The organism is Sulfuricurvum sp. (assembly GCF_031427015.1).
GTDB lineage: Bacteria > Campylobacterota > Campylobacteria > Campylobacterales > Sulfurimonadaceae > Sulfuricurvum.
In genome coordinates this window covers 84,486-110,804 of sequence record NZ_JASJOW010000005.1, presented here as the reverse complement: position 1 = coordinate 110,804, position 26,319 = coordinate 84,486, and the positions used below count along the sequence as shown (strand labels likewise).

Genomic DNA, 26,319 nt, shown 5'->3' with positions numbered 1-26,319 from the left:
TCATCAGCGTTTGTGGACGGGAATTATAGGGGAAAAGATGAAAGAAGTCAAGAGGTAAAAGGAAGAAATTACTAGAAAATGAAAAGAATGCTTTTCTAGTTGTAGACAACCGACACATAACCACTCTCCGGTCGCACCATAATCGTCGCATTTCCCTCACTTTCATGGACTAATGTAATATTACAATCAGAAGTCAGTAAATATGCATAAATATTTGAAGCAAGTGGAGTTGCACTTGTAATATAAATATATGGACGCCCTAGGCTATCAAATGACAATTCTTTACCGGTACCACCAGTTGGCAAACCGCCTCCATTATTATTTCTACCACTACAGCTTGATGAAAAAGCTACGCTTGTAATAGCAAATCTTTTTTTAAGATCGGTAATATCACTATTTCCATCTAATGAATCACCGCTTAATGGATCAGTAGCAACCTCTTTATGGGTAACACTATCTGAATTTCCATTATGATCTGTATCACAATAAATTTTATACCATACGTTAGAAGCGGTAGAGGTAAATTCGATTTGCCAATTTTCGCGAAACCATAATTGGTCATTGGGATCAAATTTATCTTCTATCATAGCAAGATGCTGCGTATATTGAATGTGCTCTGCAACTTGTTCTGCCGCTTTTTGCAATGAGTTGGAAGTAAAACTTGGCATAGCGAGTACTGCTAATATCCCTATTACAATAATAACAAACACCAATTCAAGCATCGTAAAAGCAAAACGTTTCATCTGATAGAAACCTTTAGAAAACAAAATTTATCAAAAAATGATTATAACTAAAAATGAAGGAGTGAAAGAAAGATACTATCCCCACAAAATATGGGGATTGTAGAAAAAGAATTAAATTTCGTCTGCGAGTTCGACGTTGTAGAGGATATCATCGGTCGGATGACGATACATCGGCATACCGAGACGTTTTTCATCCAAGATATGTCCGATAAATCCGATTGAGCGACCGACAACGAAGAATGCGTTCAATGCACCCGCTTCGATAAAGCCGTCAATATCAGACTCAGAATAACCAAGTGCACGCCACATATCCACCATCAAGATACCGATAGTACCGTCAACGTTCAAGATAAGGTTATCTTTTTTAGACGTTGTCAATTTTTCAACTTCAAGGGCAAAATCAAGCAATGGTGTACTTGGGAAATGCTCTGCCGCATATTTTTTCAATCCCGATACACGAAGATCCGGGTTACGAACCGATTTGATACGGTGACCGATACCGGAGATCGTTTTACCCTCTTTTTTCATATAATCGATAAACTCTGCCGGAGACATACCGCGGTCGTTTGCGTATTTGAAATATTTCGCTGCATCGTCAATCGCACCGCCGAAACGAGGTCCGATAGTAAGCAAACCTGTTACCAATGAACTGATAACATCTTTCCCCGCACGAGCGGTAACTTTTGCATTGTGTGCGCCTGAAACCGCCGGACCGTGATCGGCAACGGTTTTAATAACCGTTTCAAGATAATCGGTTGCCCATTTCGGATAACGTTTTTTGAACCAAAGCAATGAAATAACATCACCGATTCCGAAACCTGTTTCCGGAGTGGCTACCGAGCTGATCGGATAACCCGCATAGGTTGCTTCATCTCCACGGTCATCCGAGATAGTACAAATGAACTCTTTTTTACGGCGTACTTTTGGAACTGAGCGCAATTCCGGTTCAACGATTTCGCCGATAGTGCCAGCTGAACGAAGTTTTCCGTAAACTTCCGCAATTGTGTGAGGAAGATCATTGAAACTCGCAGGAACGTAAATGCCCGCTGCCGCCATTGCTTCATTTTTAGCCGCTGCCGTTTCTGCATCCGCATTTGCCGAAGCACCTGCGTGACCGAACTGAACACCTGAGCTAAAATGTTTAGCAATGGTACCGATACACCATGCGATAATCGGTTTTTTGATCTTGCCTGATTTTACCGCTTCGATCACTTTGTACTCTTCAGTTCCACCCACTTCTCCGAGAAGAACCATATATTTAACTTCAGGGTTACTCTCCATACGAAGAAGGTTATCGATAAATACCGATCCTACGAAACGGTCTCCACCGATCGCAACACCCTCGGCAATACCGTCGGCATTGATGCTGATGATGTTAGAGAGTTCATTGAACAAACCGCCAGAACGGGTTACGAGTCCGCATGAACCCGCACGGTGCAATTTAGAATTAATGATGTTTTCGATGGTTCCGCCGACGTTAGCGATTTTAAATCCGCCCGGAGCGATACCGCCGACCGTAGCCGGTCCGATCACAACCACACCCGCATCGCGAGCCGCTTGGTTCATTTTACGCGCCAAACGCTCAGGGATACCTTCTGCGGTTACCATGACCGTTTTGAATTGTCCTTTGATTCCAATTGCTTCCATCGTAACATCGTACGCTGTACGAAATGATCCAAAGTTCAAAAGAACGTCTGCATTAGGAAACGCGGCTGCCGCTTCAGTCGTGTTACGGAAAACCGGAACCATGATCTCATCGGGACCGTAGAAAAATTTCTCAAATTTGTTACCTGAGGTCGGAGCAACGATTGCCGCGACCGAAGGTTTAACGCGATTGATGACATAGTCATAATCCAACATACGTTGGATAGCGCTCGCGTTGTTGTTCCAAAAAATTGCTTGTGTATCTTTGGTAAATAAAGCACCCATCATTCTCTCCTTATTTCTCTAAAGCCATACGGACGATGTCAGTGACATGCGTTTCTGGCCCATAAACTTCGATATAGAGACCCAAACGGTCTGCTGCTTCTTTGATATCTTTAAGACCTTTTTCATAGTTCGGTCCGCCGCGGCGTACATAAATACGTGTTCCGACCGCTTTCATTTTGTCTGCATAGGTTTCAAACGATTGGATAATTCCGGTAAACGTTTTCGCGACATCGGTAAAGTTGGCAATAGCGCCCCCGATGATGAGGATTTTATCGCGACCTTTCGGGTCTTTGTGACGTGTCATCAAATCCAATACGGTATCCGCATAAAATTTGGTTTCACCCGTTGTCGGTCCGCCCGAATACTCACCGTAGTTTGCAAGGTCAGCTACGTTTCCTGAAAGATCGGCAATCGTGTCGGCGTATACAACCGATGCACCGCCACCCGCAACCATTGTCCAAATACGACCCATAGGGTTAAGGATAGTAAGTTTCAATGAAGCACCCGATTTCGAGTCTGCTTCCGCAATCGCTTTTTCTTCAGGAGATTGATCTTCCATACCGAACGCTGTCGGGAACTCGGCACCGCACCATGATTCACCCATCATAAACCCTGCGGTGTCATCAAGACGTGCAACAAGGTCAAGAATATGCATATCGTTTCCGATCATAACAATCGGGTTGATTTCAAGGTAAGCGAAGTTCAAATCGCGATAGAATTTGTAAAATTGTTCAGCAAAAGTGATAAAACGCTCTTTATTTTCTGCCGGAATCCCCGCAGGAACGTTTGCACGGATCAAATGCGCAATATTTGCATCATCCATCGTGATCGGAATCGTCACTTCATTGACTTTTTCTTCCCATCCCTCTTCAACTTCCATACCACCCTCAGCCGATAGATAAAGTACATCGTCTTCACCGACCGTCGTTGCTGAAATGTAGTACTCTTGATCTTGAGAATGCGGAGTGAACGGCTCAACAATAAAATGGGTCAATGTTCCGTGTTGACCGGAGAGAAGTGTCGTTTCGTGAGAAATTTTTTCATCAATCCATTTGGCAGCTTCTTCAAGAGTGACATCACCCGGTTTATTGGTTTTAAACAATACAAGATCATTTTTACCGCGTTTACCGAATAGCATATCCGGCTTTGCTACAAGAGCTTCTTGTTTTAACCACTCAAATCCGTGTTTTTGCGCACATGCACGCAATTCATCACCATTGGTTACCAATACTGATTTAAAACCGTAATGAAACCCACTGAAGTATTTTTCCCAATGTTTAGAGAAAATTGCTTTACCATCGTATTCACGAATCGCTCTTTGAGCCATTGCAACTCCTTCGAATAATCTATTTAACGAAAATTATATCATTTATAGGGAATTTGAATGACTTCTCGGAAGTTTTTGCAGAAAAAAGATGATTATTTGTTTACTTTAGTAACATACATCTCATAAATTGGCTTTTTAGTGTAACTTATTGTAACCTTTTTACTTCTTGGAGCTATCTCATTCTCCAAACGATACTCCTCACAGTGTGTGATTCCGTAAAAACGTAGACGTAACTGAAGTTTCTCATTCCCTGCATCAATGCATTTGATATTGTCATGATGCAACACTGCCGAAAGTTCTTTTGCAACATGCATCGGATAGGAGAAATGGTGTGTCGGATTGCTCAAAAAACGATAAAAATAGTGGTTAAAAAATACCGCTAATACATTTACTACTAAAAGGGTAAACGCCGTATAAAAAAGGAATCGGTACCGTCCACGGAATTCGCGTAAGCGAATACGATAGGTATGTAAAAATGTTTGTGCCGCGAGCGGTAATGCCAAAAGTAAAAAGGGGGCGAAGGTTTGAATTTCTACTTTTTGCCGAAAAGAGAGTAACAAAGAAATCATAAAAGCACTCATCGCAATCATCCAGATTAGATCCCACTCCTTGGAAATCATACGACGATACAAAACATAAAAAAGATAAAGAAAGACAATAGGTGAAAATATAGCCGTATACACACCCAAAGCATCCAAAAAACGACTCTCCGGCGATCCCCCGACATGTATCCCATAGACGCTGAGAGAAAGTACTAAAGCTACCGCTCCGAATAAAGTATACAGATACTCTTTTCGGTAAAGACCATAAAGAGCTATTGCAAAGAAAAGATAAGCAAATGCAGGATCAATGACGATAAGGATAGGGATCAGTCCCAAAGCATAGCGTCCAAAATTAAGATGAATGTACACAAAAAGGAATAATGAGGCAATAACTAATCCCGCATTATCCACAATCAAAGCCGCACTCGTGACACCGGGGAGAAGGATATAAATGAGAACGATCCATAAACGATCATGCTCCCGTGAAACATAATGTTTTGAAATGCCGTAAAGTAACACGACCGAAAGCAGATGAAGTACAATCATCGGCACTCTAAGCATATAATCATTTTGTCCGAAAAAACGGAGCGAAGAAGAGATTAGCAGTTGTAGAGGGGATACTTCACCGTATAAAATTTGCGCTTCATGATATCCGATAGAGAGCCCTTTTATTTGCAAAACAAGGACTAAAAAATTAATCCCTAAGAGTGCTAAAAAAAGAACTTTTTCTCTCATAATTTTAAAAAGTTATTGATTATCTCATGTCCGAATTCACTCATAATCGATTCTGGGTGAAATTGAACACCGTATATTGGTTTGTTTTTAATCTCTAATGCCATAATTTCATGGTCATCTTCACTGTATGCCGTAGGGACAATAACATCCGGAAGATTCTCTTGTTCAACAATTAAGGAGTGATAGCGTGTAGCGGTAAACATCTCCGGTAATTTATTAAAAATAGGGGTTTCTCCCGAACGAATCATTTTAGATGTTTTGCCGTGCATCATCCGATTGGCTCGTACCACATTAGCACCGAATGCCTGTGCGATGCTTTGATGTCCCAAACAAATTCCTAAAATAGGTACTTTGTCGGCAAAATGACGAATAACGTCTAGTGTCACTCCCGCATCATCGGGGGTTGCAGGGCCAGGAGAAATAATGATCTTTTCGGGATGCAACGCTTCGATCTCTTCGACCGTGAGTTCATCGTTACGGATAATTTTAAGGTCGGCTCCAAGCTCTAAACAATACTGCACAATGTTATACGTAAAACTGTCATAGTTATCAATCATTAAAATCATCGCTGTTCCTTACCATGCTTTGATTGTATTATACAAGCTATCACGTTCAACGGGAGCAAATCCGCTGTTCTTTATCAGAGCAACGAACTCTTCGAGATTTACACCGTTCGCACTTGCCGCTCCGGCAGCAGAGTTGATTGACTCGCGCTCGATTGTACCGTCAAGATCGTTCGCCCCGAACTCTTGGGCAACAAGGGCGAGATTGACCGTTGAAGTGACCCAATAGGCTTTGAGATTCGGTACATTATCGAGAACAATACGACTGATTGCCATCGTTTTGAGAATTTCATGCGCTGTTATCGACTCTTTCACGTTCAAAAAGTTGTTCTCGCTCTGATAGACAAGTGGGATGAAACAGTTAAATCCCCCCGTAGCATCTTGCAAATCACGGATTCGGAACATATGATCGATGCGGTGAGAACGCTCTTCGACGTGACCGAACAGCATCGTGACATTTGATTTCATCCCACGTTCATGCCATTTACGGTGAATTTCGAGCCATTGCGCGGAAGTTACTTTTCCTTTGCAGATATAGTCACGTACTTTCTCGTCAAAAATCTCCGCACCGCCTCCGGGCATCGAGTCAACCCCGTTGGCTATCATCAAATCGATAATATCATCATAGCTTTTGCCGTACTCTTCGGCGAGAAAATGGACTTCTGCCGCTGTGAGAGCTTTGATGTGAAGCTCGGGGTGACGTGCTTTGATTTTACTAAATACTTCGAGATACCACTCCAATCCCGTTTCAGGATTATGGGCAGAGACGATATGAACTTCCGAAATTCCCCGTGCAACGATATCATCGGTGATCGCCAAAATCTCTTCATGACTCATCGTATAAGGGTTCGGATTTTTACGACTCGCGCTGTACGCACAAAATTTACAGATGTCTTTGCATACATTGGTCGGATTGATGTGACGGTTGATATTAAAATAGGTACGTTTGCCGTGCAATGCCCTGCGACGCTCATCCGCAAGTTCACCGAGAGTAAAAAGGTCTAAATCGTACAATGCAACCGCTTCATCTGCGCTCAGACGTTCATGTCGTTTTACTTTTGCTATCAAATCCATTGTTTATTCTTTATTGCTTATTTTTTGGCGCATTATAGCAAAAGAAAAACGGTACAATATCTTCAAAAAGTAGTTACTATGAGCATCAGCGAACAGATTGAAGACCTCATCGAGCGTAATGCAAGCGATTTTGAGATATCTAAACTTTTTAAAACCTATATTTCCGATTATAAAAATTCACTTTTGGAACTCTTTGAACGTAATCAGGGAAAAGATTTCCTTGTCATTCACACCAAAACACTTGATTCCATTGTCTCTCTCATGTATAAAACGATCCTGCGTCGCATGTTTGGAAATTATCTGCCGATGCGCAGCTCCATCCCTATCGCTTTCATCGCACTTGGGAGCTATGGTCGAGAGCAACTCTGCGTCCACAGTGATATCGACCTCATGATCGTGTATGAAAAAAACGACGGATACAATACCGCTTCCATCATCGAAAAGTTTCTCTATTTAGCATGGGATGCAGGGCTTAAACTGGGCCATCGTGTTCATGATGTCAATGACTTACTGAATGCCTCACGTGAGGATATTACGATCAAAACAGCACTCATGGAATCGCGTCTCATCATCGGTTCCCCCTTTACGTGGAGTGTCACACAAAACCGTCTAACCCTTATCCGAAATGATGACCCAAAAACATTTATAATGGCTAAAATCGAAGAAGCCGATATTCGTCGTCGAAAATTTCCTTTTTCGATGCAGCCGCATATCAAAGAAGGGGTAGGCGGATTGCGTGATTCGCAACTGCTCTATTGGATAGCAAAGACTATCTATGGCGTCAATAGCCTCAAAGAGCTCAGCAGTGAACTCTTTAGCGATGAACAGTACCGTGACTATAGGATTGCTCTTGAACTGCTCTTTCGCGTCCGTAGTGCACTCCATCTGCTCAGCGGTAAACAACAAGATCAGCTCGTCCTTGATTATATGCCCCGTATCGCACAAATGCTCGGATTTAGTGACGAGCGCAAACTCGTCAGTCGATTGTTGGAAGCGCAATGGCGGATTAATAACTTCACTCAAATCTATGTCAAAAAAATGGCTCGCCTTTATCTCCATCATTCAGCTCCTATTCAAGCACTCCGAGAGGGGAGGATCCACAAAGGTTTTTACAGTTTTGAGGGGATATTGTATGCTTCTTATAACATACAAACCCCTCCGATTGACACCCTTTTAGAGTTACTGGTTAATCTGGAAGATCGTGAATGGATTTTTGATTCCAGTGTTCTATTTCATTTTACCTACACCCACATCAAACATCCGCTCAGAGTGAAAACCTATGGATTATTGCGTAAGCTCTTTGAACGTCAACATTTCTATGTCATTATAAAACTCTTTTATGATGCGGGGATTTTACATCACCTCATCGGCGCGTTTAAGAAAGTACTTCATTTACCGCAGTTTGACGGGTATCACCACTATCCCGTCGATTTACACTCGATTAAATGTATTGAAGCCCTTGAAAACATTCAAGACCCGTATGTTGAAGCCCTTTATCACCCTCTCAGTTCTCCGGACAAACTCCTCCTCAAAGCAGCTATACTTCTACATGATACCGGCAAAGGGCGTAAACAAGATCATTCTGAAGTGGGGACAAAACTCATCGTCCCATTCCTCAAAAACTTGAAACTTCCAACTCCGCAGTTCGAGCGTGGAGCGCTTCTTGTACGGCACCACGTTTTAATGAGCAATGTCGCTTATCGTGAAAATCTTTACAACGAAAAAACCCTCTACCAATTTATGTCCAAAATCAAAACACCGGAAAATCTAACCCTTCTTTATATTCTGACCTATGCCGACATTAACGGTGTGGGGAGTGGAACCTATACCAGTTTCGGTGCAAACCTGCTTCATGAACTCTATGAAGCATCCCTTGAGATTGCTTCCCAGAATGATCGGATTACCGATGCTATTAAACGTGAAAATAAAGAAAAACGCCTGATCCACGATCCTGAATTTATTCAACTTTCGAAAATTGAGCAGAAAAAAGTTCTCTCCATTGAATCCAACCTTTTCTTTTTCAAACATACTCCGAGTGAAATTATCAATATTTCCAAAGAGGCCTTTGAATGTCAAACCTTCACCTATCAACTTAACATCGAGGGGGGGCTTGTCATCCATATTTTCCGTCGCATCCCTCTAAATCTTGGGTACTTATTAGGAAAGCTCAGTTATCTTGACGTGGCATCGATGGATATTTTCACCCTTTTTGACGGCATCAAATACTTTAAAATCGAATTTTTGCAACGCCCCCTAGAGGGGACTATGGAGCAAATTCAGATTATTGTCGAAGAGGCATTTGATATGACTAAAAAACTGACCCTCGCTAAACCGATCATTAAACCGAATGAAATTACTCTCGATTGTGACCACTCTATTCATTACGCACAACTTAATCTCAACACAACAAATCAACGGGGACTTTTGGCCTATTTTGTCCAATGTTTCGATGAAGCGCAGATCAATATTGCGACTGCTAAAATCCATACGAACAAAAATATGGCACGTGACCACTTCTTAATTGAAAAACAAAATAGAATGTGCGATAATGCGCGCGAAATAATTGCTAAATTGGTAGGAGAATAACTATGTGCGGTATCGTCGGATATATCGGAGTCAAACCGGTTAAAAAGATATTGATCGACGGACTTCGAGAACTCGAATATCGCGGTTACGACTCTGCAGGTATCGCAGTCTTGCAAGAGGGACATTTTTCCCTTTTTAAAGCGGTCGGCAAACTCATTAACCTTGAAGAAAAAGCCAAAAATTATGAAAGTACCGGTTTTTCTGTCGGTATCGGACATACTCGCTGGGCAACCCACGGCAAACCCACTGAACTCAATGCCCACCCGCACTTAGGGGAAAATTCCTACGTCGTTCATAACGGTATCATCGAAAACTACCAAGAGCTTAAAACAATGCTTACCACTCAAGGGGTTCAGTTTTTAAGTCAAACCGACACAGAAGTAATCGTCCATCTTTTTGAGTATCAACTCAAAAGTGCCTCAAGTCCATTTGAAGCGTTTAAACAAACCCTTGCCCAGCTTCACGGTGCTTATGCTATCTTACTTGTTAACGCCGATATGGAGGGGACAATTTTCTTCGCGAAACACGGCTCTCCAATGATTATCGGGCGCAACAAAGAGAGTGAAACTCTCTTCGGCTCCTCTGATGCCGCTTTAATCGGCAAGTGTCATGAAGTGATCTATCTCGAAGACGGTCATTACGGCTATGCATCCGCAGAGGGAATTTCATTGTTTGATGAAACTCATCATGCTGTAGTGCTCCGTTTTACCCCCCTCTCCGAGAACAAACTCTCCGCTCAAAAAGAGGGATTTCGATTTTTTATGGAAAAAGAGATCTATGAACAAAGTCGCGTCCTTGCCGACACATTGCTCGGACGTCTACGCGATGAAAGTGTCTATTTTGAAGAGCTTGAGAGTAATCTATTTGAGGGGATCAACGAAATCAAATTTTGTGCGTGCGGTACAAGCTATCATGCCGCGCTTGTTGCCAGCTATCTGTTTGAACGCCATGCAAAGATAAAAACTTCGGTTGAAATTGCCAGTGAATTCCGTTACCGCGAACCTTTTCTCACTCAGGGTACCCTTTTCGTCGTTATCAGCCAAAGCGGCGAAACGGCCGATACGTTAGAGTCTCTGAAAATGGCGAAACGCAATAACCTCAAAACTATGGTTATCTGTAATGTCGATAACTCTTCAATGGTACGACTCGCCGATGCCTCTATCCTCACCCGTGCCGGAATCGAAAAAGGGGTCGCTTCGACAAAAGCATTTGCTACCCAAGTGTGTGTGTTATGGATGCTTAGCCTCTATCTTGGGGGAGTACGAAAAACCCTCCCTTCCGAAGAGATCAAACGTCAAATTCAGCTTCTACGCACCCTCCCCTCAACCGTGAGTGTTGAGAATGCTCTGCATGAGCAACTACGTCGCTTAAGCAAACGCTATTTACATGGGCACGGTTTCTTTTTCATCGGGAGAGATGTTTTCTTCCCGCTTGCGTTAGAGGGAGCTTTAAAACTTAAAGAGATTACCTATCTCCATGCCGAGGGGTATCCGAGCGGTGAAATGAAACACGGTCCTATCGCCCTCGCCGATCCGGAGCTATTTACCATTGCACTCCTTCCGGAACATAAACTTTATGATAAGACCAAAAGCAATATCGAAGAGCTAAGCGCCCGCGACTCAACAATCTGCTCTATCAGTCCGCTCGATTTTGATAAAGCGGACGATCATATCCGCACCCATGCACATGACGATTATATGTGTGAGTTTTTTGAAATGATGGTCGTATTACAGCTTCTATCGATGGAGATCGCTATCCGTTTGGGTAATGACGTCGATATGCCGCGCAATCTCGCCAAAAGCGTTACGGTTGAATAGACCCTGACGCTTTAACTCTACTTTCATCTATTTTTAAAAATTATTTAGCTATTGTCTTCCCAAAATAACTCTCTATTTTCATCCGTTAAAATATAAGGTAATAAAATATGAATGCCAACCGTAAAATATTATTTATCGTTGCTTTAATGCTCATCGGGCTTGCTGTTGCAACGATCACCAACGTCGCACTTAATTTTCGTGATTATGGCTACAACAACGCTATCGAAAAATCAAAGATGACGGCTGAAATTGTTCGTGACGGTTTAACGGCACATATGGTTAACGGCATCATGGATAAGCGGGAGTTTTTTCTCGGCAATATTGCCAATATCAAAGATGTACAAGCCCTTTGGATAGTTCGTGCCGACAGTGTTATACAGCAACACGGCGAGGGGATGCAAAATGAAAAACCCCGCGATGCTATCGATCGTCAAGTATTAAAAGAGGGGGTAACCGTCCGAGAAATTCGGGAAGATCCTCAAAATGCCGTTTTACGGGTAACCATTCCCTATACCGCAACCGCGTATGGGAATCCAAACTGTCTCACCTGTCATAATGTCCAAGAAGGGGATGTCTTAGGGGCTATCAGTATGGAGTTCAACATCAATGAAATTCGTCAAACCGGCGCCATGACGATTGCTAAAATTTTTGCTATCAATGTTGTCTTTATTATCATCGCCCTATGGGTGACAAACCATTATTTCAAACCTTATATGAAACTCTTTGAAAATCTTCAAAACGGTATTAAACGTGCACGTACCGGAGATTTCAGTTTTCGATTTACTACTACGCTCAAAGATGCGGGAAGTGAAGTCGCCGAACAGATGAATACCCTATTTCAAAAAATGGAAGATACGTTCGGGGGGATAAAACACAACCTCAATACTTTTGCTTCTCGCTCTAATATCTGTAGCAGTGATCCGCTTAGTACAGCAGGTGTCATTATTCAAGAACTCTCCGATGTCTATAAATTTAAAAAGACAATCGAAATGGACAGTAATAAAAATGATGTCTATTCTCGATTTATTTATGTTCTAAAGGAAAAATTTCATTTTGACCATTTTGCCCTTTACGAAGTGGATAAAACAACCAAAGAGCGTAAACTTATTTACATTACCGATCACAAAAGCTTTTGTCTCCCAAGTGCGGACAAAGATACGCAAGAGTGTCGGGCTTACCGCACCGCAACGGATGTTTACTCAACCGATTTTCCGGGTATTTGTGCCAACTGTGCGGATGAGAAAGAGTATTCGTGTATCCCATTTAATATTAACGATGATTTGGCATTAATTCTCTCCTATTCAGCTAAAGATACGGAAACTATTGAAATGATGAATCTTGCACTTCCGAGTATTCGAAACTATTTCGAAGCGGCTAAAGCGGTTATTGAAAGTCGAAGTCTTATGGATAAATTACGAGACTCTTCTCTGCGAGACGGGGCAACAGGACTCTATAATCGTCGCTTTTTAGAAGAATTTATTGATAAAAGTGCTGAACAAGCGATACGATCTCACGTCTCTTATGCCGTACTTATGATTGATATCGATTACTTTAAAATGATCAATGATACCTATGGTCATGATGCCGGAGACGTTGTGATCAAATCTCTCTCTGAAATCTTGGTACAAAGTATTCGCAAAGCCGATCTTCCGGTACGTTACGGCGGAGAAGAATTCTTAGTACTGCTCCACAACACGACACCTGAGGGGGCAGTAGGAGTAGCTGAAAAAATACGGACGGTATTTAATGAGAAGAAATTTCAATTCGGAAACGATACCGTTCAAAAAACACTTAGTATCGGTATTGCTCACTTCCCTTCCCAAGCCGACTCTATCTGGAAAGTGATTAAATTCGCTGATATCGCCCTCTATGAGGGTAAACATACGGGACGTAACCGCGTTATCGAATTTGAAGCGCGTATGTTTACCGGCGGAGATCAATTTTAAAAGAGATTGCTATTAAACCGGCATTCTCTTATTATCGTATACCAAAGAGGCATTCCCCCCTTGGTGCTTTGTTTCTAGCAACGCTCGCTTAGCGTATTCGATCCCCTCTATCATGTCGTGCGTTTGCAATGGGAAAAGAGAGACTCCGATACTTACGGTTTTCAAAATAGCATAGGTATTGATTCTGATTTTTTTCTTGAAAGAGACCCGTATGGCTTCCGCTACTTCGTGCACATCATTCTCCTCATAATCGTAAAGAATGACCGCAAATGTATCACCGCTGTAACGGACAAGGATGTCCCCTTGTCGAATGTTCTCATGGATATTACGCGCCATCGCTTTAATCACCTCATCTCCGATGGCATTCCCATAAGATTGGTTAATTAGATGAAACTGGTCCATATCAATCATTAAGATACCGTAAGGGATCATCGTTCGCGTAGACTGAGCCATTATAAGTTTTGTAAGTTCTTCAAGATACGCACGATTATAGAGCTGTGTCATAGGATCGATCCGAACGGTCTGTTGTAATTTTTTATTAATAATCTGAAGTTTTGAAGCATTAATATAGTTTCCTAACTGCTCCAGGGCTAACCGTATCGTGCTCACTTCACGAACATCATAAGTAACGAGAGAGACTACAATATCCAAATCATCAACAATCGGATAACTTTGGCACACATAATGAGCTAAGGGATCAATCATTTTAGGGCATGCAACCTCACACTGTGTCGAATCGACTATACCGCTTGTATGATCTGCTCGACAACCACTAAGGGCATCGCACAATAAACTCTTTTCCGTATGAACCACATGCGTTGTCTTATCCAGCGGATTAAGTTCTAAAATATTAAAATTATTTAAATTCCAACGTGTACGAAGCAATGCAATGATTCGTCCATATACCTCTTCAAGGTTCTGATCTTTCTCAATCTCCGTTCGAAAACGTTCTACTTCATACAGCTGATCCACTCCCATCTGAAGTGTATAGAGCGGATTGGTGTTGTACTGATCTAAACGGATGAGCGCAGCCATTTTTTTACCGCTCTCATTCAACGTCGTATCCAGTTTTTCCATAACGGCATTCGTCCACATCGCGGCATTATAACCGTCCAATGTCTCAGAAGAGTCGATACGATGGCTATAGTCGCCGCGTTCAGCGTTCTCCATAGTGAGGGCAACGGCATCCAATGTCTCTTTATATGAAGCGATAAAACGGCGTACATTTTTGAGAAGATAAAACGTTAAAAGGAGTAAAACGGAAATTGCTATGGCAACGGCGATCAATCCGGTTACTTTAAGGTCATTGATCTCTATTTCAATGGAGACAACCCCTAAAACGTCCCCGACTTTGGAGTTATGACAGCTAAGACAATCAATTTTTCCCTTTTCCGTAGCAATGTAGGGGATAGAGAGCCGATAAAGGGTATCAGAGAATAATGAGCCTGAAATATTTTCAATACTTTTAGCTTCGCGTAATACCGCACGATCGATATCGTCAACAGGTTCTTGAGGATGTATCCCTTTTCCGTATTGACGACTTAAATTCTCGGAGCGGACAACCCACGTACGTTTCATCCCTTCCAACGCATCAATCTGTTTCAGTAGTTCGTTTTGGTAATCGGCACTTCCGCTAATCATATGGGAGGTTAACGATTCTCGAACGATCTGTGCCGCTAAATTTGCCTTACTCTCCGCCGATTGCAACCCCATATACCGAAAAGTTGCCGCCAAAACGGCAACTAAAATAATCATAACGGCTAAAATACTGATTACAAGGGTAATAAATGTTTTCTCTTTTTTCATTATTCCTGACTTATTGACGTAAATAGATCGATTATACTGAAAAAAAGATTAGAGATATAAAAAAGGGGGAATTCCCCCTCCAAATCGAGGGGAAAAGAGAGGGTTTTAGTGACAGCCGCAGCCGGTACCGCAGCTTCCGCCGGATGGAGTTGTTTCTGCGGCTTTCGGTGCAGCGGCAGTTGAACATGCTGATACGCCCGGAGGGGTATTCGGTTGGATCGCCTGATTGTCCACTCCCCCCTCTTCGTTGATTTTCTCGATGGTCGCCCATAAATCTTCGGCTGCCTTCATATAACGCTTTGCCGTTTCAGAAGTCGGTGCGTAGTAGGTTACCGGTTTACCCTCATCCCCGCCCGTTCGGATAGCGGGTTCGATAGGGATTTCGGCGAGAATACAGGTATCAAACTGATCCGCCATCGCTTGAGAGGTCCCTTTTCCAAAAATGTCATACTCAACTCCGGTATCGGGAGCGATAAATCCAGACATATTTTCAACAACACCCGCGATCGGAATATGAAGTTTTTTGAACATATCCAAACTACGGCGGGAATCATCGAGGGAAACCATTTGTGGTGTGGTTACCGTAACCCCTACGGTTACCGGAACACTTTGCGCTAACGTGAGTTGTGCATCACCGGTACCCGGAGGCATATCAATGACCAAACAATCCAAATCCGACCACATAATATCGCGCAAGAACTGCTCGATTGCTTTCATAATCATCGCACCGCGCCAAATTAATGACTGCCCCTCTTCCATGAGGGAGCCCATCGACATCACTTCGACACCATACGCCCTCAACGGAAGAACTTTGTTTCCGACCACTTCAGGTTTTTGACCGTCAAGACCCATCATACGCGGGATATTTGGGCCGTAGATATCGGCATCCAAAAGACCCACTTTTTTCCCTTGCATCGCAAGAGCAACTGCAAGGTTAACGGAAGTAGTCGATTTACCGACTCCCCCTTTACCCGAACTTACCATAATGAAGTTTTTCACCTGAGGGGCAATATTTTTTCCCTTAGATGAACTCTCTCGCGGCATTTTCGGTGCGGTAATATTAACTACCACTTCGCTGGCACCGATACGTTTAAGTTCATCGGTTGCTTCCATTGTGATTTGATGTGCCACTTCCGGCGCGCTTGAGGTGATGTCAACGATTACGCTGACATTATTCCCATCAATTTTGATCTCTTTAACGAATCCGAAGGTTACGATATCTTTCGTGAACCCCGGATAGGTAACTTTCGATAATGCTGATTTTACAATTTCTTCTGTCATAAAAATATTCTCCTTGTAGTTTTTAGCTTACGCTTTGTGTTTTTGCTTCTTCAGCAATCCATGCCAACGATTCAGGATTATCCATAATCTGCTGGGTGATTTTATACGAACAAAATTTCGGTCCGCACATGGAACAAAATTCTGCTTCTTTAAATACATCCTGGGGTAACGTTTCATCATGATATTCACGTGCCCGTTCAGGATCAAGTGCGAGTTCAAACTGACGTTTCCAATCAAATGCATAACGGGCATCGCTCATAGCATCATCGATATCACGCGCACCTTTACGTCCGCGGGCAATATCCGCCGCATGTGCCGCAATTTTATAGGCGATAATCCCTGCACGAACATCTTCGGCGTTCGGTAACCCCAAATGCTCTTTCGGAGTAACATAACAAAGCATCGATGCCCCATGCCATCCGCCGACTGCCGCGCCGATAGCTGAGCTGATATGATCATATCCCGCCGCGATATCGGTAACGAGAGGGCCTAGGATATAAAACGGTGCCTCATGACAATATTCACGCTGGATCTTCATGTTACGCTCGATTTGATTGAGAGGGACGTGTCCCGGCCCTTCGATCATTACCTGTACATTTTTTTCCCATGCACGGAGTGTCAGTTCACCCAATACTTTCAACTCACCGAGCTGCGCTTCATCGCTCGCATCCGCCAAACACCCCGGACGGAGAGAATCCCCAAGAGAAAGGGAGACATCATAACGGGCGCAAATATCAAGAATCTCATCGTACGCCGTATAAAATGGATTCTCGCGATGATAGTGCATCATCCATGCCGCCATCAATGAACCGCCACGGCTGACAATCCCCATTTTACGTTTCGCCACTTTGGGCATGGTTTCAAGCAAAAACCCCGCATGGATCGTGAAATAACTCACCCCTTGTCTCGCCTGACGCTCTAGTACTTCGAGCATCACTTCGATACTCAAATCTTCGATTTTATTATTCACGTCGTGTAAAATTTGATAAATAGGAACCGTACCGATAGGGATTTTAGAGTTTTCAATCACCGCACGGCGAATCTCATCCAAATCTCCCCCCGTTGAAAGGTCCATTGCAGTATCGGCTTTATAGTGTTGTGAGACCTGAATCTTTTCAATCTCGCCTTGAACATCAGACGCAATCGCAGATGATCCGATATTTGCATTAATTTTACAGCGTGCGGCAATCCCGATCGCCATCGGCTCTAAATTTTTGTGGTTAACATTCGCAGGGATAATCAAACGCCCCCGTGCTACTTCAGAACGAACCAACTCTGGGTCAAGTTCCTCTACTTTGGCTACATAGGCCATCTCTTCGGTAATAATGCCTTGCTTGGCATAGTACATCTGAGTACGGACGGTGTCGTTTTCTCTTTTAGCGACCCATTCAGTTCTCATACTTTCTCCTTGATCTTTTCAAAAGCTTAATTGGACTTATAGATAAGAGCCCCTAAAAGGGTCGTATCTGTTTCAATTTAAATAAAAAATTTCAAGAGGATTTAGGAAAACGACTCTCATTCCCTCTTGAAGTATCTTATAATTTATCGCAAACAAGATAAAAAAAAGCTTTTTAAGTGTATAATTTCGTAACAGTTTACAAAATAGGATACATTTTGTCTGATTTAACCCTTGTTTTGCTTGCCGCAGGTAACTCTACCCGTTTTAAAGTACCTGTAAAAAAACAATGGCTCCGTATTGGCCATGATCCGCTATGGCTTTATGTTACTAACCGTATCAAAGAATCACTCCCCGAAGCTTCCATTATCCTCTCTGCCCATCCGGATGAGATCCCTTTTATCCGTTCTATGTGTGATTTTACGATTGTTGCAGGGGGAGAGACCCGCCAACAATCACTTAAAAACGCTCTCAATGAAGTTAAAACTCCCTATGTCATGGTCAGTGATATTGCCCGTGCCTGCATTGACCCTGACCTCATCTCCAGACTGTTAGAGCATAAAGGGGTTGCGGATACCATTGTTCCCGCACTCGATGTTCATGACACGGTTGTCTACGATGATAAGACGATAGAGCGTGAGAAAGTCAAACGAATTCAAACCCCTCAACTCTCCCGTACCGACGTATTACGCCGTGCGTTGGAAACGGATGTGGAGTTTACCGATGAGAGCAGCGCCGTTGTCGCTTCCGGAGGTACACGCTACTTTGTCCTCGGTGATCCGCGTGCCGCAAAAATAACGCATACTGCCGATACCGCATCTCTCGAATGTCTTTCATCTCCCTCTTCGGTAGTGTTTACCGGTAATGGATTTGACGTTCACCCTTTTGAAGAGGCTAAGCCGATGGTTCTCGGCGGAATCAATATAGAATCTTCTTTCGGCTTTAAAGCGCACAGTGACGGAGACGTTGCGATCCATGCCCTCATCGACGCCTTACTTGGAGCTGCCTGCTTGGGAGATATCGGGATGCTGTTCCCCGATACCGACAATGCCTATAAAAATATTGATTCAAAGCAGCTTTTAGTACGCTGTGTCGAAAAACTCCACAATTTCGGATTTGTCATTTTACACGCGGACATCACTATTATCGCACAAGCACCGAAAATTGCCCCCTATAAAGAGCAAATGCGCTCTACACTAGCTTCATTGCTCCATATCCCCCCTGCACGGCTCAATGTCAAAGCGACTACCACCGAGCATCTTGGATTTATCGGACGTAAGGAAGGTATCGGCGTGATTGCAACCGCATCAGTACATTATTTTGATTGGAAAAACGGATGAATATACTCATTATCGAAAACGAGATCTATCTTGCTCAAAGTATCGCTTCTAAACTAAGCGATTTAAGCCACAACTGCGATATTTCCAGTTCAACCAAAGAAGGGCTTCGCGGAACTCCGTATGATGTTGTCCTCCTTTCGACCAATATCAGCGGTCAAGATATCTATCCTGTCATCGAAGCGTATAAAAATGCCGTCGTTATTTTGATGGTAAGCTATGTGAGTAACGATACCGTTTCCAAACCTCTCGCAGCGGGAGCCAAAGATTACATTCTCAAACCTTTTATGATTGAAGAACTTATCCGAAAAATTCAACACTTCCAAAATCATGAACGTCTTCGCCGTCAAAACCAAACGTATGAGCGTTATCTCACCCACACCTTTAACTCGATTAATGTAGATGAAGATCTGGATAAAACAGAACTTCCCCTCTTTATTTGCAGCGGATACCAAAAATATGCCGATGCGTTTGCATTCCGTTATGCGGCACATCATGATAAAACACTCCAATTCATCTCACTCTCTTCTGCTAAAGCATTTAGCGATATTGCGGCACCGAATGACGATGCGATCTTGTTTATCACCGATTTTCAAAACCTCAAGAAAAGTGAGCATAAAGCCTTTTATGAACTAATTGCAGGAAAAGAGTGCATCGTCGCCAGCACTGATCCCATCGATAATCCCCCTTTCAAACTGATCGAAATCGAAAGTGAAAACCACCTTTTTGATCAAGGAGAGATTTTACCGATCGAAGAGTATGTGAAATACATTATGATCCATTTTCAAAACCGATACCCGGATACAGAACTTTCGAAAAAACTGGGGATTTCACGCAAAAGTTTATGGGAAAAGAGAAAGAAATATGGCATTGTCAAGAAAAAATAGAGCCCTCTATATTGACCAAGAGGCCGTTTCCGCCCTCACTTTACTCAAAGCAGGTATGCTCAGTCCCGTAACAGCCCTTATGAATGAGGCTCAGAGCAAAGAAGTTCTAAGCAGCGGTATGTTTCTCGGTAAAACATTCCCCTTTCCCCTTATCCTCTCTCCCAGTGGAAAAGTCAATGAAACGATCCTCACCTCAACCAAAAAAGGGGAAATTCTTGATCTGATTTGTGATAACCTCGTTGTAGGAGAGCTTTGTGTTGACGAAGTCTATCCTATCGACCCTCGAGAACGGTTGCACCAGATTTATGGAACCGAAGATTTATCCCATCCGGGAGTCAATGCAACCCATAAACGATTGGGAAAATATGCCATTTGCGGGGAATACTCCATCGATCTTTTCAGTGTCCAATCCCTTCAAGAGATGGTCAATCAAGCAAAAGAGCAAATCGGAGCCGAACATATTACCGCGTTATTTATGGCGGCCAATCCACTCCATCGTGCCCATGAGCGCCTTATTCGACAAAGCCTAGAGCGTACGGATCTAATTGTTATTTTCCTCCTCAAGCCGTACAATAATGCCGATTTGAAATATGATCTCCGTTTTGAGACCCTGAAATTTTTCGTCGAGAACTATCTTCCTCGTAATCGCGTCGTTATTGTTCCTCTCGAGAGCAGCTATATTTTTGCCGGAAGCAATGAAGTTATTTTAGACGCCATTGTGGCCAAAAACTATGGATGTAACCGTCTTATGATCGGTCAAAACCATGCCGGAATCGGCATGTACTACGACCATAACGCCAATAAATCGATTATTGACCGTCTCGTCGGGATCGATATCGAAGTGGGAATTGCAAGCGAATACGTCTATTGTAATCAATGCAAAACACTCGTCAGTGTCCAAACCTGCCCGCATGGACATCATCACCATATCTCATACCATTCCGAATCAATTCTTGAGTTAATGAGACAAGGGCTTTTACCTCCGGCCGTTTTAGTTCGTAAAGAGATATCGTCGATGATCGTCGCATCCCTTTATCCTAACCGATTTAAAAATTTGGCCAAACTCTATTACGATATTATGCCCGTTAACGGTCTTCTCGAAGAGCATACCGAAAAAGATTTTTATGTCGCATTAATGCGCCTTTATCAAACGACCTCTCTCAACTAAAGGATAATTACCTATGAAATTTCAATGGTTTTTTCTTACCGTCGGCTACAGCGGCCTCAGTCCTAAAGCTCCCGGCACGGTGGGGACGATTGCTTCGTTACCGTTAGGAGTTGCGATACTCCTCTATTTCGGTCCGCAAACCCTTTTTTTGGCTGCACTACTCATAACCCTAATCGCTATTAAAAGTATCAATACGTATGAAGCCGCTTCAAACAACCATGATGATCAACGAATTGTTATCGATGAACTCGTCGGGTTATGGTTCGCCCTATCCATCGCTCCGGGGGTAGGATTTGATATGGCAACACTGATGCAATGGAATAACGGAATTGCTGTTCAAATCGCTCTTAGTTTTCTCTTTTTCCGCATTTATGACATCAAAAAACCCTCAATTATAGGTCGTATTGATCGTGAAGCCAAAGGGGGAATTGGGGTGATGGGAGATGACATCATCGCCGGATTTGCCGCAGGTATCACGGCTGCTATCATTTGGCAAGCGATTTTAAAAAGTGGGTTTATCGGTTAATAAGATCCCAAAAGAACTCTCCTCTGAAAACTCAAATTTACATCTTGATACTTTCCTGAGACGATCTGCGCTACACTTTCCGCATGAAAAAGACACTTTTAATTTATGTGGCATTGATCCTTTTCTTCGGGATTGCTATTGCGGGAATCCTCCATTACGGAACACTTTTAGAGAATCCTCTATTCTCTGAAGTCATAGCCCCAGCGGCTTCGCTACCGACAACGATTGGCGATACATTTCTCAAACAACTCCATCATCCGCTCCCCTTATTGCTGATCCAGTTTATCGTCATCATGATCGTCACGCGACTATTTGGCTATCTGGTCTCCTTTGTCGCACAACCCACCGTCGTGGGTGAAATTATTGCGGGAATTATCCTCGGCCCCTCACTCATGGGAGCATTGTTTCCTGATATGTTTATCACCCTCTTTCCTAAAGACTCCCTCGGCAATCTCCATCTCATCAGTCAGCTCGGGTTGATCTTTTTTATGTTTGTCGTGGGAATGGAACTCGATTTTGATAAAATTAAAAAACAATCGAGCGCTTCGGTATTTATCAGCCATGTCAGTATCATCTTCCCCTTTTTCTTGGGAGTAGCATTAGCTTATTGGCTCTATCCGATCTTCGCGCCCAAAAACATCTCCTTTATCCCGTTTGCCCTTTTTATCGGTATCGCAATGAGTATCACCGCGTTTCCCGTATTGGCTCGGATTATCAAAGAAAAAAATATCGGTGACACCCGCTATGGCTCGATGGCAATCACTTGTGCCGCCGCCGATGATATTACGGCATGGTATATCTTAGCGTTGATTATTGCCATTTCTGTTTCGGGATCGCTCAGTTCCTCTTTCGTGTTATTGTTCCTCATCGCCTTGTATGTCGTTGTCATGTTTTACGTCATACGTCCCCTTTTCGCGAAAATCGGACACTCTCAAAGTGAACGGCTTAGTATGAACGGAATGTCGTTTATTATCGTCTTGTTACTCCTCTCCTCTCTTGCAACCGAAGCAATAGGGGTACATGCGCTATTCGGAGCATTTATGGCGGGAGCGATGATGCCCTCATCGGCTGTATCGAGACTCAAAGAACTCATTGCACCGCGTTTGGAATACGTCAGCCTTTTGGTATTATTGCCCCTCTTTTTCGCCCTAACGGGATTACGCAGTGAAATCGGTTTGCTCAACAGTATAGATGCGTGGCTGATCTGCGGCGGTATTATCGTCCTTGCAGTATTTGGTAAACTCTTCGGAAGTGCTCTTGCCTCCAAATACATGGGATTTAGCTGGCGAGACTCGTTTGCTCTGGGAATACTCATGAACACCCGTGGACTCATGGAGTTGGTGGTTCTTAATATCGGGTATGAGATGGGGATACTCTCGACGGAACTCTTTACGATGTTTGTCGTCATGGCACTGGCAACAACCATTATGACCGGACCGTTCCTTAATCTCATCACCCATGGATTCAAAGAGAATAAAGTCGTCGAGACGATGCAAAAGAGTTTGATTGATCTCCTCTCTCACGAACTGCGAACCCCTCTCACATTGATACGGGGAGCCGCTGGTAATTTATCTAATCCGCAATTCACCCTCGATGAGAAGGATAAAAAAGAGATGGTTCAAACCATCGTTGAGGGATCACGTCGCATGGAAAAAGTGATCGATAATCTGCTGGTGAATGCACGGTTTCGTGAGGGAAAAACCCCTCTCAATAAAACGATACTTAGACTAGATGATGTCGTCTCTTCTGCGCTCTCCATTGCTGAGAAGGATTGGAAACGAGAGGCTAAACTCTCTTTTTCACCCGATATCCCACCTTTGAATGGTGATATCGCCTTACTTCATCTTGCCATCGGTAATCTGCTCGATAACGCGTTTAAATACGGTGACGAGGTAAGTATTGAAATCACCTCGGCATTTAATGAAATCACCTTGATTATCTGCAACAACGGCGATCTCCCCTCTACCGACACGATAGCAATGCTGGGGAATACTCCTGGTCGGCTCAATAATTCTGAGGGTAAACCGGGTTCAGGGATCGGATTACGACTGTCGCAAAATATCATCGAAGTACATGGCGGGACATTGGCTATCACATTGGAAAATGACCAGTTTTGTGTTCGAGTAACGCTTCGGAGTGAGTCATGACACCGCGCATTTTAATCGTGGATGATGATGCTTCTATCCGTCGGTTATTAGCAATGACCTTAGCCTTTGCAGGTTTTATGACGGAAAGTGCATCAACGGCAAAAGAGGGACTGAAAAAAGGAGCGGATGAGCATTTTCATTTGATTTTGCTCGATTTGGGATTGCCGGACATGAGCGGAGTAAAATTTTTAGAGCTCTATAGAGTGGATGAGCAAACTCCCATCATTGTCGTGTCAGCGATCCATGCTGAATCGGATAAGATAGCCGCCCTCAATGCCGGAGCAGATGATTATGTCACCAAACCATTCAATACTGATGAACTAATCGCTCGCATTAATGCCAACTTGCGTCGTGTCCCTCCCTCACAATCGACATCTCCGATTTTAATCGTCGGAGAGATGCGAATGGATATTACCAATCGGATTGTGAGTATAGAGGATGAATTGATTAAATTGACGCCCAAAGAGTTTAAGCTCCTCCGCGTTTTTATGGAGAATCAGGGAAAAGCCCTCACACACGCATGGCTGCTAAAAGCAATATGGGGAATCGGGTATCAGCATGAAACCCATTATCTACGCGTTTTTATCAATCAACTGCGTCAAAAGATTGAAACTGATCCTACCCGACCTAAATGGATTATTACGGAAACAGGTATTGGGTATCGCTTTGTCGGGTAGTGAAGGATCAGATTCTTAAGCCATTACTCGATTTCGCCCGCTATTTTTTGCACGGTAGAGTTTTTGATCGGCACGGTGCAATAAATCATCGGCTTTATCCGCAAGATTGAACTCTGCTACCCCAATGGAACAGGTTATATTCCCAACTGTCTCAAAAGGGTTTACTTCTATACGCTGGCGCAATGCATCAGCCATTTTAATCGCAGAAGGCAAAGAGGTATCCGGTAGAAGAATAATGAATTCCTCCCCACCCCAACGTGCGACAACATCGCTTTGTCGTATCTGCTTACGCAAAAGCTCACTAAACGTTTTAAGAACTTCATCGCCTACTAAATGCCCAAAATGGTCATTGACCGATTTAAAATGGTCAATATCCAGTAAAATAATAGAGAATGAACGTTCATACCGCCGAGCAACATCAATAGAATGGCCTAATATTTTGTCAAATTCAAAACGGTTGGCAATTTGAGTCAATCTGTCCAATGTCGCTAAATTGTTTAAATTGGTAATATCATTAAATACAACAACATAACGAAGTACCTCTTCGTATTCCATTTTTTGAACGTCCACCGTAAATGTCGATGTTACTCCATTTATTGTCATTCTAACCCGGTTTTCCCGATCTTTATTTTCCAGAAGGTATTCTGCCCACCCCATCCCATTCATTTCAGGCTGGATGTACGTTTCTGTTTCCGATTTCTCAAACAGTTCACAAATACATCGGTTATTTTGTCGAAACTCTTCCAAAGAACGATAATGAAAATAATCAAAAAATGCGTTATTGGCATAAATAATTTCTCCGTTATCCATAACCACAATGATATTTTTTTGAGAATTCAAAATTGTAGAAGTATAGGTCTCCTGAAAAACCATTTTCTTTGTCATGCGCGCAAAGGCATATTCAAATATTCCTAACAGTATTATGATCATACTAAGGGTTAGCATGAAACTCTCTAAAATAACCTCAGATACCTCTTGAAAACCTCTTGTGACATCATTAAAGCACAAAAATATGCCGATAGGTTTACCGTCATTTCCGTTTAAATAAATGGGAATAACATCATATTTTTTCCCTTGATAATGAATAATACGCTGATTTAAATCCTGATTCTCTTTTACGAACTCTTCTATCAACGGTTTCTGATACGGGGTTAAATGGGAAAAGAGATAACCGCTGTAACGTGCCTGATATTTTTGCGTGTCCGCTGCAGCCATACGACTCTCATGAAGCATAAAAAGAGTCTCCATTTTGGTTGTTTGAACAAGTTTGCTAATAATCACATCCGGATCGATACCAAATTCAAGAGCGCCGACATATTTATCTTTATCGCTAAAAGGTACTACGATGCGATACCCTATCCCCTCGATTCCCCCCTCAAATCCGCAATGAACCGATCGTGTTGCATGGGTCTTTTTTAACATCGGACGACGTGCAGCAATGTCATCTCCGAATACCTCTTTTCGATGCATACGAAGTATCGATCTTCCATCCGGAGCATGAAACTGCATAACAATCAAGTGGGGATTTTCTTCTCGTAATGTTGTATAGCGGGGAAGTGTAAGCTCATACAGTTTTTCTTGATCACGTGCATCCATTGCCTCTTTGACTCCGGCTGAGCGAAGATTGGCATAGGCACGATAAATATAAAATGACTCTAAATCTTTACGAATAGAATCGTATACTCTTTTAATATTTTGGGATGAATGAAATGCTTTTTCTGCAGCGATTTGCTCTTCATGATAAATAAAATAGGAAGTCAAAATTGTTGAAACAACGAATATAAGTACTGTTATGGAGACTTGAATACGTCGTTTAAAGCTCATAAATTCTC

General features: G+C 42.9%; 19 protein-coding genes. 9 read left to right on the top strand and 10 right to left on the bottom strand.

All coding sequences use genetic code 11. The features are described from left to right. Positions 1-95: 95 nt before the first annotated feature. The 6 genes from RMO68_RS10335 to mqnE all read right to left on the bottom strand — a co-directional run bounded on the left by RMO68_RS10335 (position 96) and on the right by mqnE (position 6,913). On the bottom strand, positions 96-743 hold the full coding sequence (locus RMO68_RS10335; RefSeq protein ID WP_310440674.1) for a type II secretion system protein: 648 nt from the start codon (positions 741-743) through the stop codon (positions 96-98). A 111-nt stretch (positions 744-854) separates the two neighbouring features. Beyond that, positions 855-2,672 carry a citrate/2-methylcitrate synthase gene (locus tag RMO68_RS10330; RefSeq protein ID WP_310440673.1) on the bottom strand — a complete coding sequence of 606 codons (1,818 nt, stop codon included), beginning with the start codon at positions 2,670-2,672 and terminating at the stop codon, positions 855-857. 10 nt (positions 2,673-2,682) lie between these two features. Next, positions 2,683-3,999 carry an ATP citrate lyase citrate-binding domain-containing protein gene (locus tag RMO68_RS10325; protein WP_310440672.1) on the bottom strand — a complete coding sequence of 439 codons (1,317 nt, stop codon included), beginning with the start codon at positions 3,997-3,999 and terminating at the stop codon, positions 2,683-2,685. A gap of 92 nt (positions 4,000-4,091) precedes the next feature. Next, positions 4,092-5,276, bottom strand: coding sequence for a hypothetical protein (locus RMO68_RS10320; protein WP_310440671.1), 1,185 nt, complete (start codon positions 5,274-5,276; stop codon positions 4,092-4,094). Continuing rightward, positions 5,273-5,842 (bottom strand): aminodeoxychorismate/anthranilate synthase component II, encoded by a 570-nt coding sequence (locus RMO68_RS10315; RefSeq protein WP_310440670.1) that lies wholly within the window; start codon positions 5,840-5,842, stop codon positions 5,273-5,275. The genes RMO68_RS10320 and RMO68_RS10315 overlap by 4 nt, the downstream gene beginning before the upstream one ends. A gap of 9 nt (positions 5,843-5,851) precedes the next feature. Further along, positions 5,852-6,913, bottom strand: a complete 1,062-nt coding sequence (gene mqnE / locus RMO68_RS10310; RefSeq protein WP_310440669.1) for an aminofutalosine synthase MqnE — start codon at positions 6,911-6,913, stop codon at positions 5,852-5,854. Positions 6,914-6,991: 78 nt separating this feature from the next. Here mqnE and RMO68_RS10305 point away from each other — a divergent pair, with 78 nt between their 5' ends. The 3 genes from RMO68_RS10305 to RMO68_RS10295 all read left to right on the top strand — a co-directional run bounded on the left by RMO68_RS10305 (position 6,992) and on the right by RMO68_RS10295 (position 13,262). Further along, a complete protein-coding gene (locus RMO68_RS10305; protein WP_310440668.1) occupies positions 6,992-9,499 on the top strand; it encodes an HD domain-containing protein in 2,508 nt (835 codons plus the stop codon). Between the two features lie 2 nt (positions 9,500-9,501). Then, complete coding sequence (glmS, locus tag RMO68_RS10300; RefSeq protein WP_310440667.1) at positions 9,502-11,316, top strand: glutamine--fructose-6-phosphate transaminase (isomerizing); 1,815 nt, start codon at positions 9,502-9,504, stop codon at positions 11,314-11,316. Positions 11,317-11,423: 107 nt separating this feature from the next. Beyond that, positions 11,424-13,262 (top strand): GGDEF domain-containing protein, encoded by a 1,839-nt coding sequence (locus RMO68_RS10295; RefSeq protein ID WP_310440666.1) that lies wholly within the window; start codon positions 11,424-11,426, stop codon positions 13,260-13,262. Positions 13,263-13,274: 12 nt separating this feature from the next. Here RMO68_RS10295 and RMO68_RS10290 read toward each other — a convergent pair whose 3' ends face one another. From RMO68_RS10290 to thiC, 3 genes are all read right to left on the bottom strand, one after another. Continuing rightward, the gene (locus RMO68_RS10290; protein WP_310440665.1) at positions 13,275-15,068 is read right to left on the bottom strand and encodes a GGDEF domain-containing protein; all 1,794 of its coding nucleotides are present in this window, start codon (positions 15,066-15,068) and stop codon (positions 13,275-13,277) included. A 105-nt stretch (positions 15,069-15,173) separates the two neighbouring features. Continuing rightward, positions 15,174-16,349, bottom strand: a complete 1,176-nt coding sequence (locus tag RMO68_RS10285) for an Mrp/NBP35 family ATP-binding protein (RefSeq protein ID WP_310440664.1) — start codon at positions 16,347-16,349, stop codon at positions 15,174-15,176. A gap of 22 nt (positions 16,350-16,371) precedes the next feature. Continuing rightward, positions 16,372-17,748 carry a phosphomethylpyrimidine synthase ThiC gene (gene thiC, locus RMO68_RS10280; protein ID WP_310440663.1) on the bottom strand — a complete coding sequence of 459 codons (1,377 nt, stop codon included), beginning with the start codon at positions 17,746-17,748 and terminating at the stop codon, positions 16,372-16,374. A gap of 215 nt (positions 17,749-17,963) precedes the next feature. Here thiC and RMO68_RS10275 point away from each other — a divergent pair, with 215 nt between their 5' ends. The 6 genes from RMO68_RS10275 (at position 17,964) to RMO68_RS10250 (ending at position 24,487) form a co-directional block, all read left to right on the top strand. Then, on the top strand, positions 17,964-19,085 hold the full coding sequence (locus tag RMO68_RS10275; protein WP_310440662.1) for a bifunctional 2-C-methyl-D-erythritol 4-phosphate cytidylyltransferase/2-C-methyl-D-erythritol 2,4-cyclodiphosphate synthase: 1,122 nt from the start codon (positions 17,964-17,966) through the stop codon (positions 19,083-19,085). Further along, positions 19,082-19,969, top strand: coding sequence for a hypothetical protein (locus RMO68_RS10270; protein WP_310440661.1), 888 nt, complete (start codon positions 19,082-19,084; stop codon positions 19,967-19,969). The genes RMO68_RS10275 and RMO68_RS10270 overlap by 4 nt, the downstream gene beginning before the upstream one ends. Continuing rightward, positions 19,947-21,137 carry a sulfate adenylyltransferase gene (locus RMO68_RS10265; protein WP_310440660.1) on the top strand — a complete coding sequence of 397 codons (1,191 nt, stop codon included), beginning with the start codon at positions 19,947-19,949 and terminating at the stop codon, positions 21,135-21,137. The genes RMO68_RS10270 and RMO68_RS10265 overlap by 23 nt, the downstream gene beginning before the upstream one ends. A gap of 13 nt (positions 21,138-21,150) precedes the next feature. Then, positions 21,151-21,663 (top strand): phosphatidylglycerophosphatase A, encoded by a 513-nt coding sequence (locus tag RMO68_RS10260; RefSeq protein ID WP_310440659.1) that lies wholly within the window; start codon positions 21,151-21,153, stop codon positions 21,661-21,663. 83 nt (positions 21,664-21,746) lie between these two features. Further along, positions 21,747-23,810: a cation:proton antiporter gene (locus tag RMO68_RS10255; RefSeq protein ID WP_310440658.1), complete on the top strand. Its 2,064-nt coding sequence runs from the start codon at positions 21,747-21,749 to the stop codon at positions 23,808-23,810. Further along, the gene (locus RMO68_RS10250; protein WP_310440657.1) at positions 23,807-24,487 is read left to right on the top strand and encodes a response regulator transcription factor; all 681 of its coding nucleotides are present in this window, start codon (positions 23,807-23,809) and stop codon (positions 24,485-24,487) included. The genes RMO68_RS10255 and RMO68_RS10250 overlap by 4 nt, the downstream gene beginning before the upstream one ends. A 15-nt stretch (positions 24,488-24,502) precedes the next feature. On the opposite strand, the gene RMO68_RS10245 is transcribed toward RMO68_RS10250, so the two are convergent. Next, positions 24,503-26,311 carry a diguanylate cyclase gene (locus RMO68_RS10245; RefSeq protein WP_310440656.1) on the bottom strand — a complete coding sequence of 603 codons (1,809 nt, stop codon included), beginning with the start codon at positions 26,309-26,311 and terminating at the stop codon, positions 24,503-24,505. Positions 26,312-26,319 lie beyond the last annotated feature (8 nt).

Bases quoted from the DNA above. Each gene is read 5' to 3' on its own strand.
- RMO68_RS10335 (WP_310440674.1), bottom strand. From the start codon at position 743: ATGAAACGTTTTGCTTTTACGATGCTTGAATTGGTGTTTGTTATTATT.
- RMO68_RS10330 (WP_310440673.1), bottom strand. From the start codon at position 2,672: ATGGGTGCTTTATTTACCAAAGATACACAAGCAATTTTTTGGAACAAC.
- RMO68_RS10325 (WP_310440672.1), bottom strand. From the start codon at position 3,999: ATGGCTCAAAGAGCGATTCGTGAATACGATGGTAAAGCAATTTTCTCT.
- RMO68_RS10320 (WP_310440671.1), bottom strand. From the start codon at position 5,276: ATGAGAGAAAAAGTTCTTTTTTTAGCACTCTTAGGGATTAATTTTTTA.
- RMO68_RS10315 (WP_310440670.1), bottom strand. From the start codon at position 5,842: ATGATTTTAATGATTGATAACTATGACAGTTTTACGTATAACATTGTG.
- mqnE (WP_310440669.1), bottom strand. From the start codon at position 6,913: ATGGATTTGATAGCAAAAGTAAAACGACATGAACGTCTGAGCGCAGAT.
- RMO68_RS10305 (WP_310440668.1), top strand. From the start codon at position 6,992: ATGAGCATCAGCGAACAGATTGAAGACCTCATCGAGCGTAATGCAAGC.
- glmS (WP_310440667.1), top strand. From the start codon at position 9,502: ATGTGCGGTATCGTCGGATATATCGGAGTCAAACCGGTTAAAAAGATA.
- RMO68_RS10295 (WP_310440666.1), top strand. From the start codon at position 11,424: ATGAATGCCAACCGTAAAATATTATTTATCGTTGCTTTAATGCTCATC.
- RMO68_RS10290 (WP_310440665.1), bottom strand. From the start codon at position 15,068: ATGAAAAAAGAGAAAACATTTATTACCCTTGTAATCAGTATTTTAGCC.
- RMO68_RS10285 (WP_310440664.1), bottom strand. From the start codon at position 16,349: ATGACAGAAGAAATTGTAAAATCAGCATTATCGAAAGTTACCTATCCG.
- thiC (WP_310440663.1), bottom strand. From the start codon at position 17,748: ATGAGAACTGAATGGGTCGCTAAAAGAGAAAACGACACCGTCCGTACT.
- RMO68_RS10270 (WP_310440661.1), top strand. From the start codon at position 19,082: ATGAATATACTCATTATCGAAAACGAGATCTATCTTGCTCAAAGTATC.
- RMO68_RS10265 (WP_310440660.1), top strand. From the start codon at position 19,947: ATGGCATTGTCAAGAAAAAATAGAGCCCTCTATATTGACCAAGAGGCC.
- RMO68_RS10260 (WP_310440659.1), top strand. From the start codon at position 21,151: ATGAAATTTCAATGGTTTTTTCTTACCGTCGGCTACAGCGGCCTCAGT.
- RMO68_RS10255 (WP_310440658.1), top strand. From the start codon at position 21,747: ATGAAAAAGACACTTTTAATTTATGTGGCATTGATCCTTTTCTTCGGG.
- RMO68_RS10250 (WP_310440657.1), top strand. From the start codon at position 23,807: ATGACACCGCGCATTTTAATCGTGGATGATGATGCTTCTATCCGTCGG.
- RMO68_RS10245 (WP_310440656.1), bottom strand. From the start codon at position 26,311: ATGAGCTTTAAACGACGTATTCAAGTCTCCATAACAGTACTTATATTC.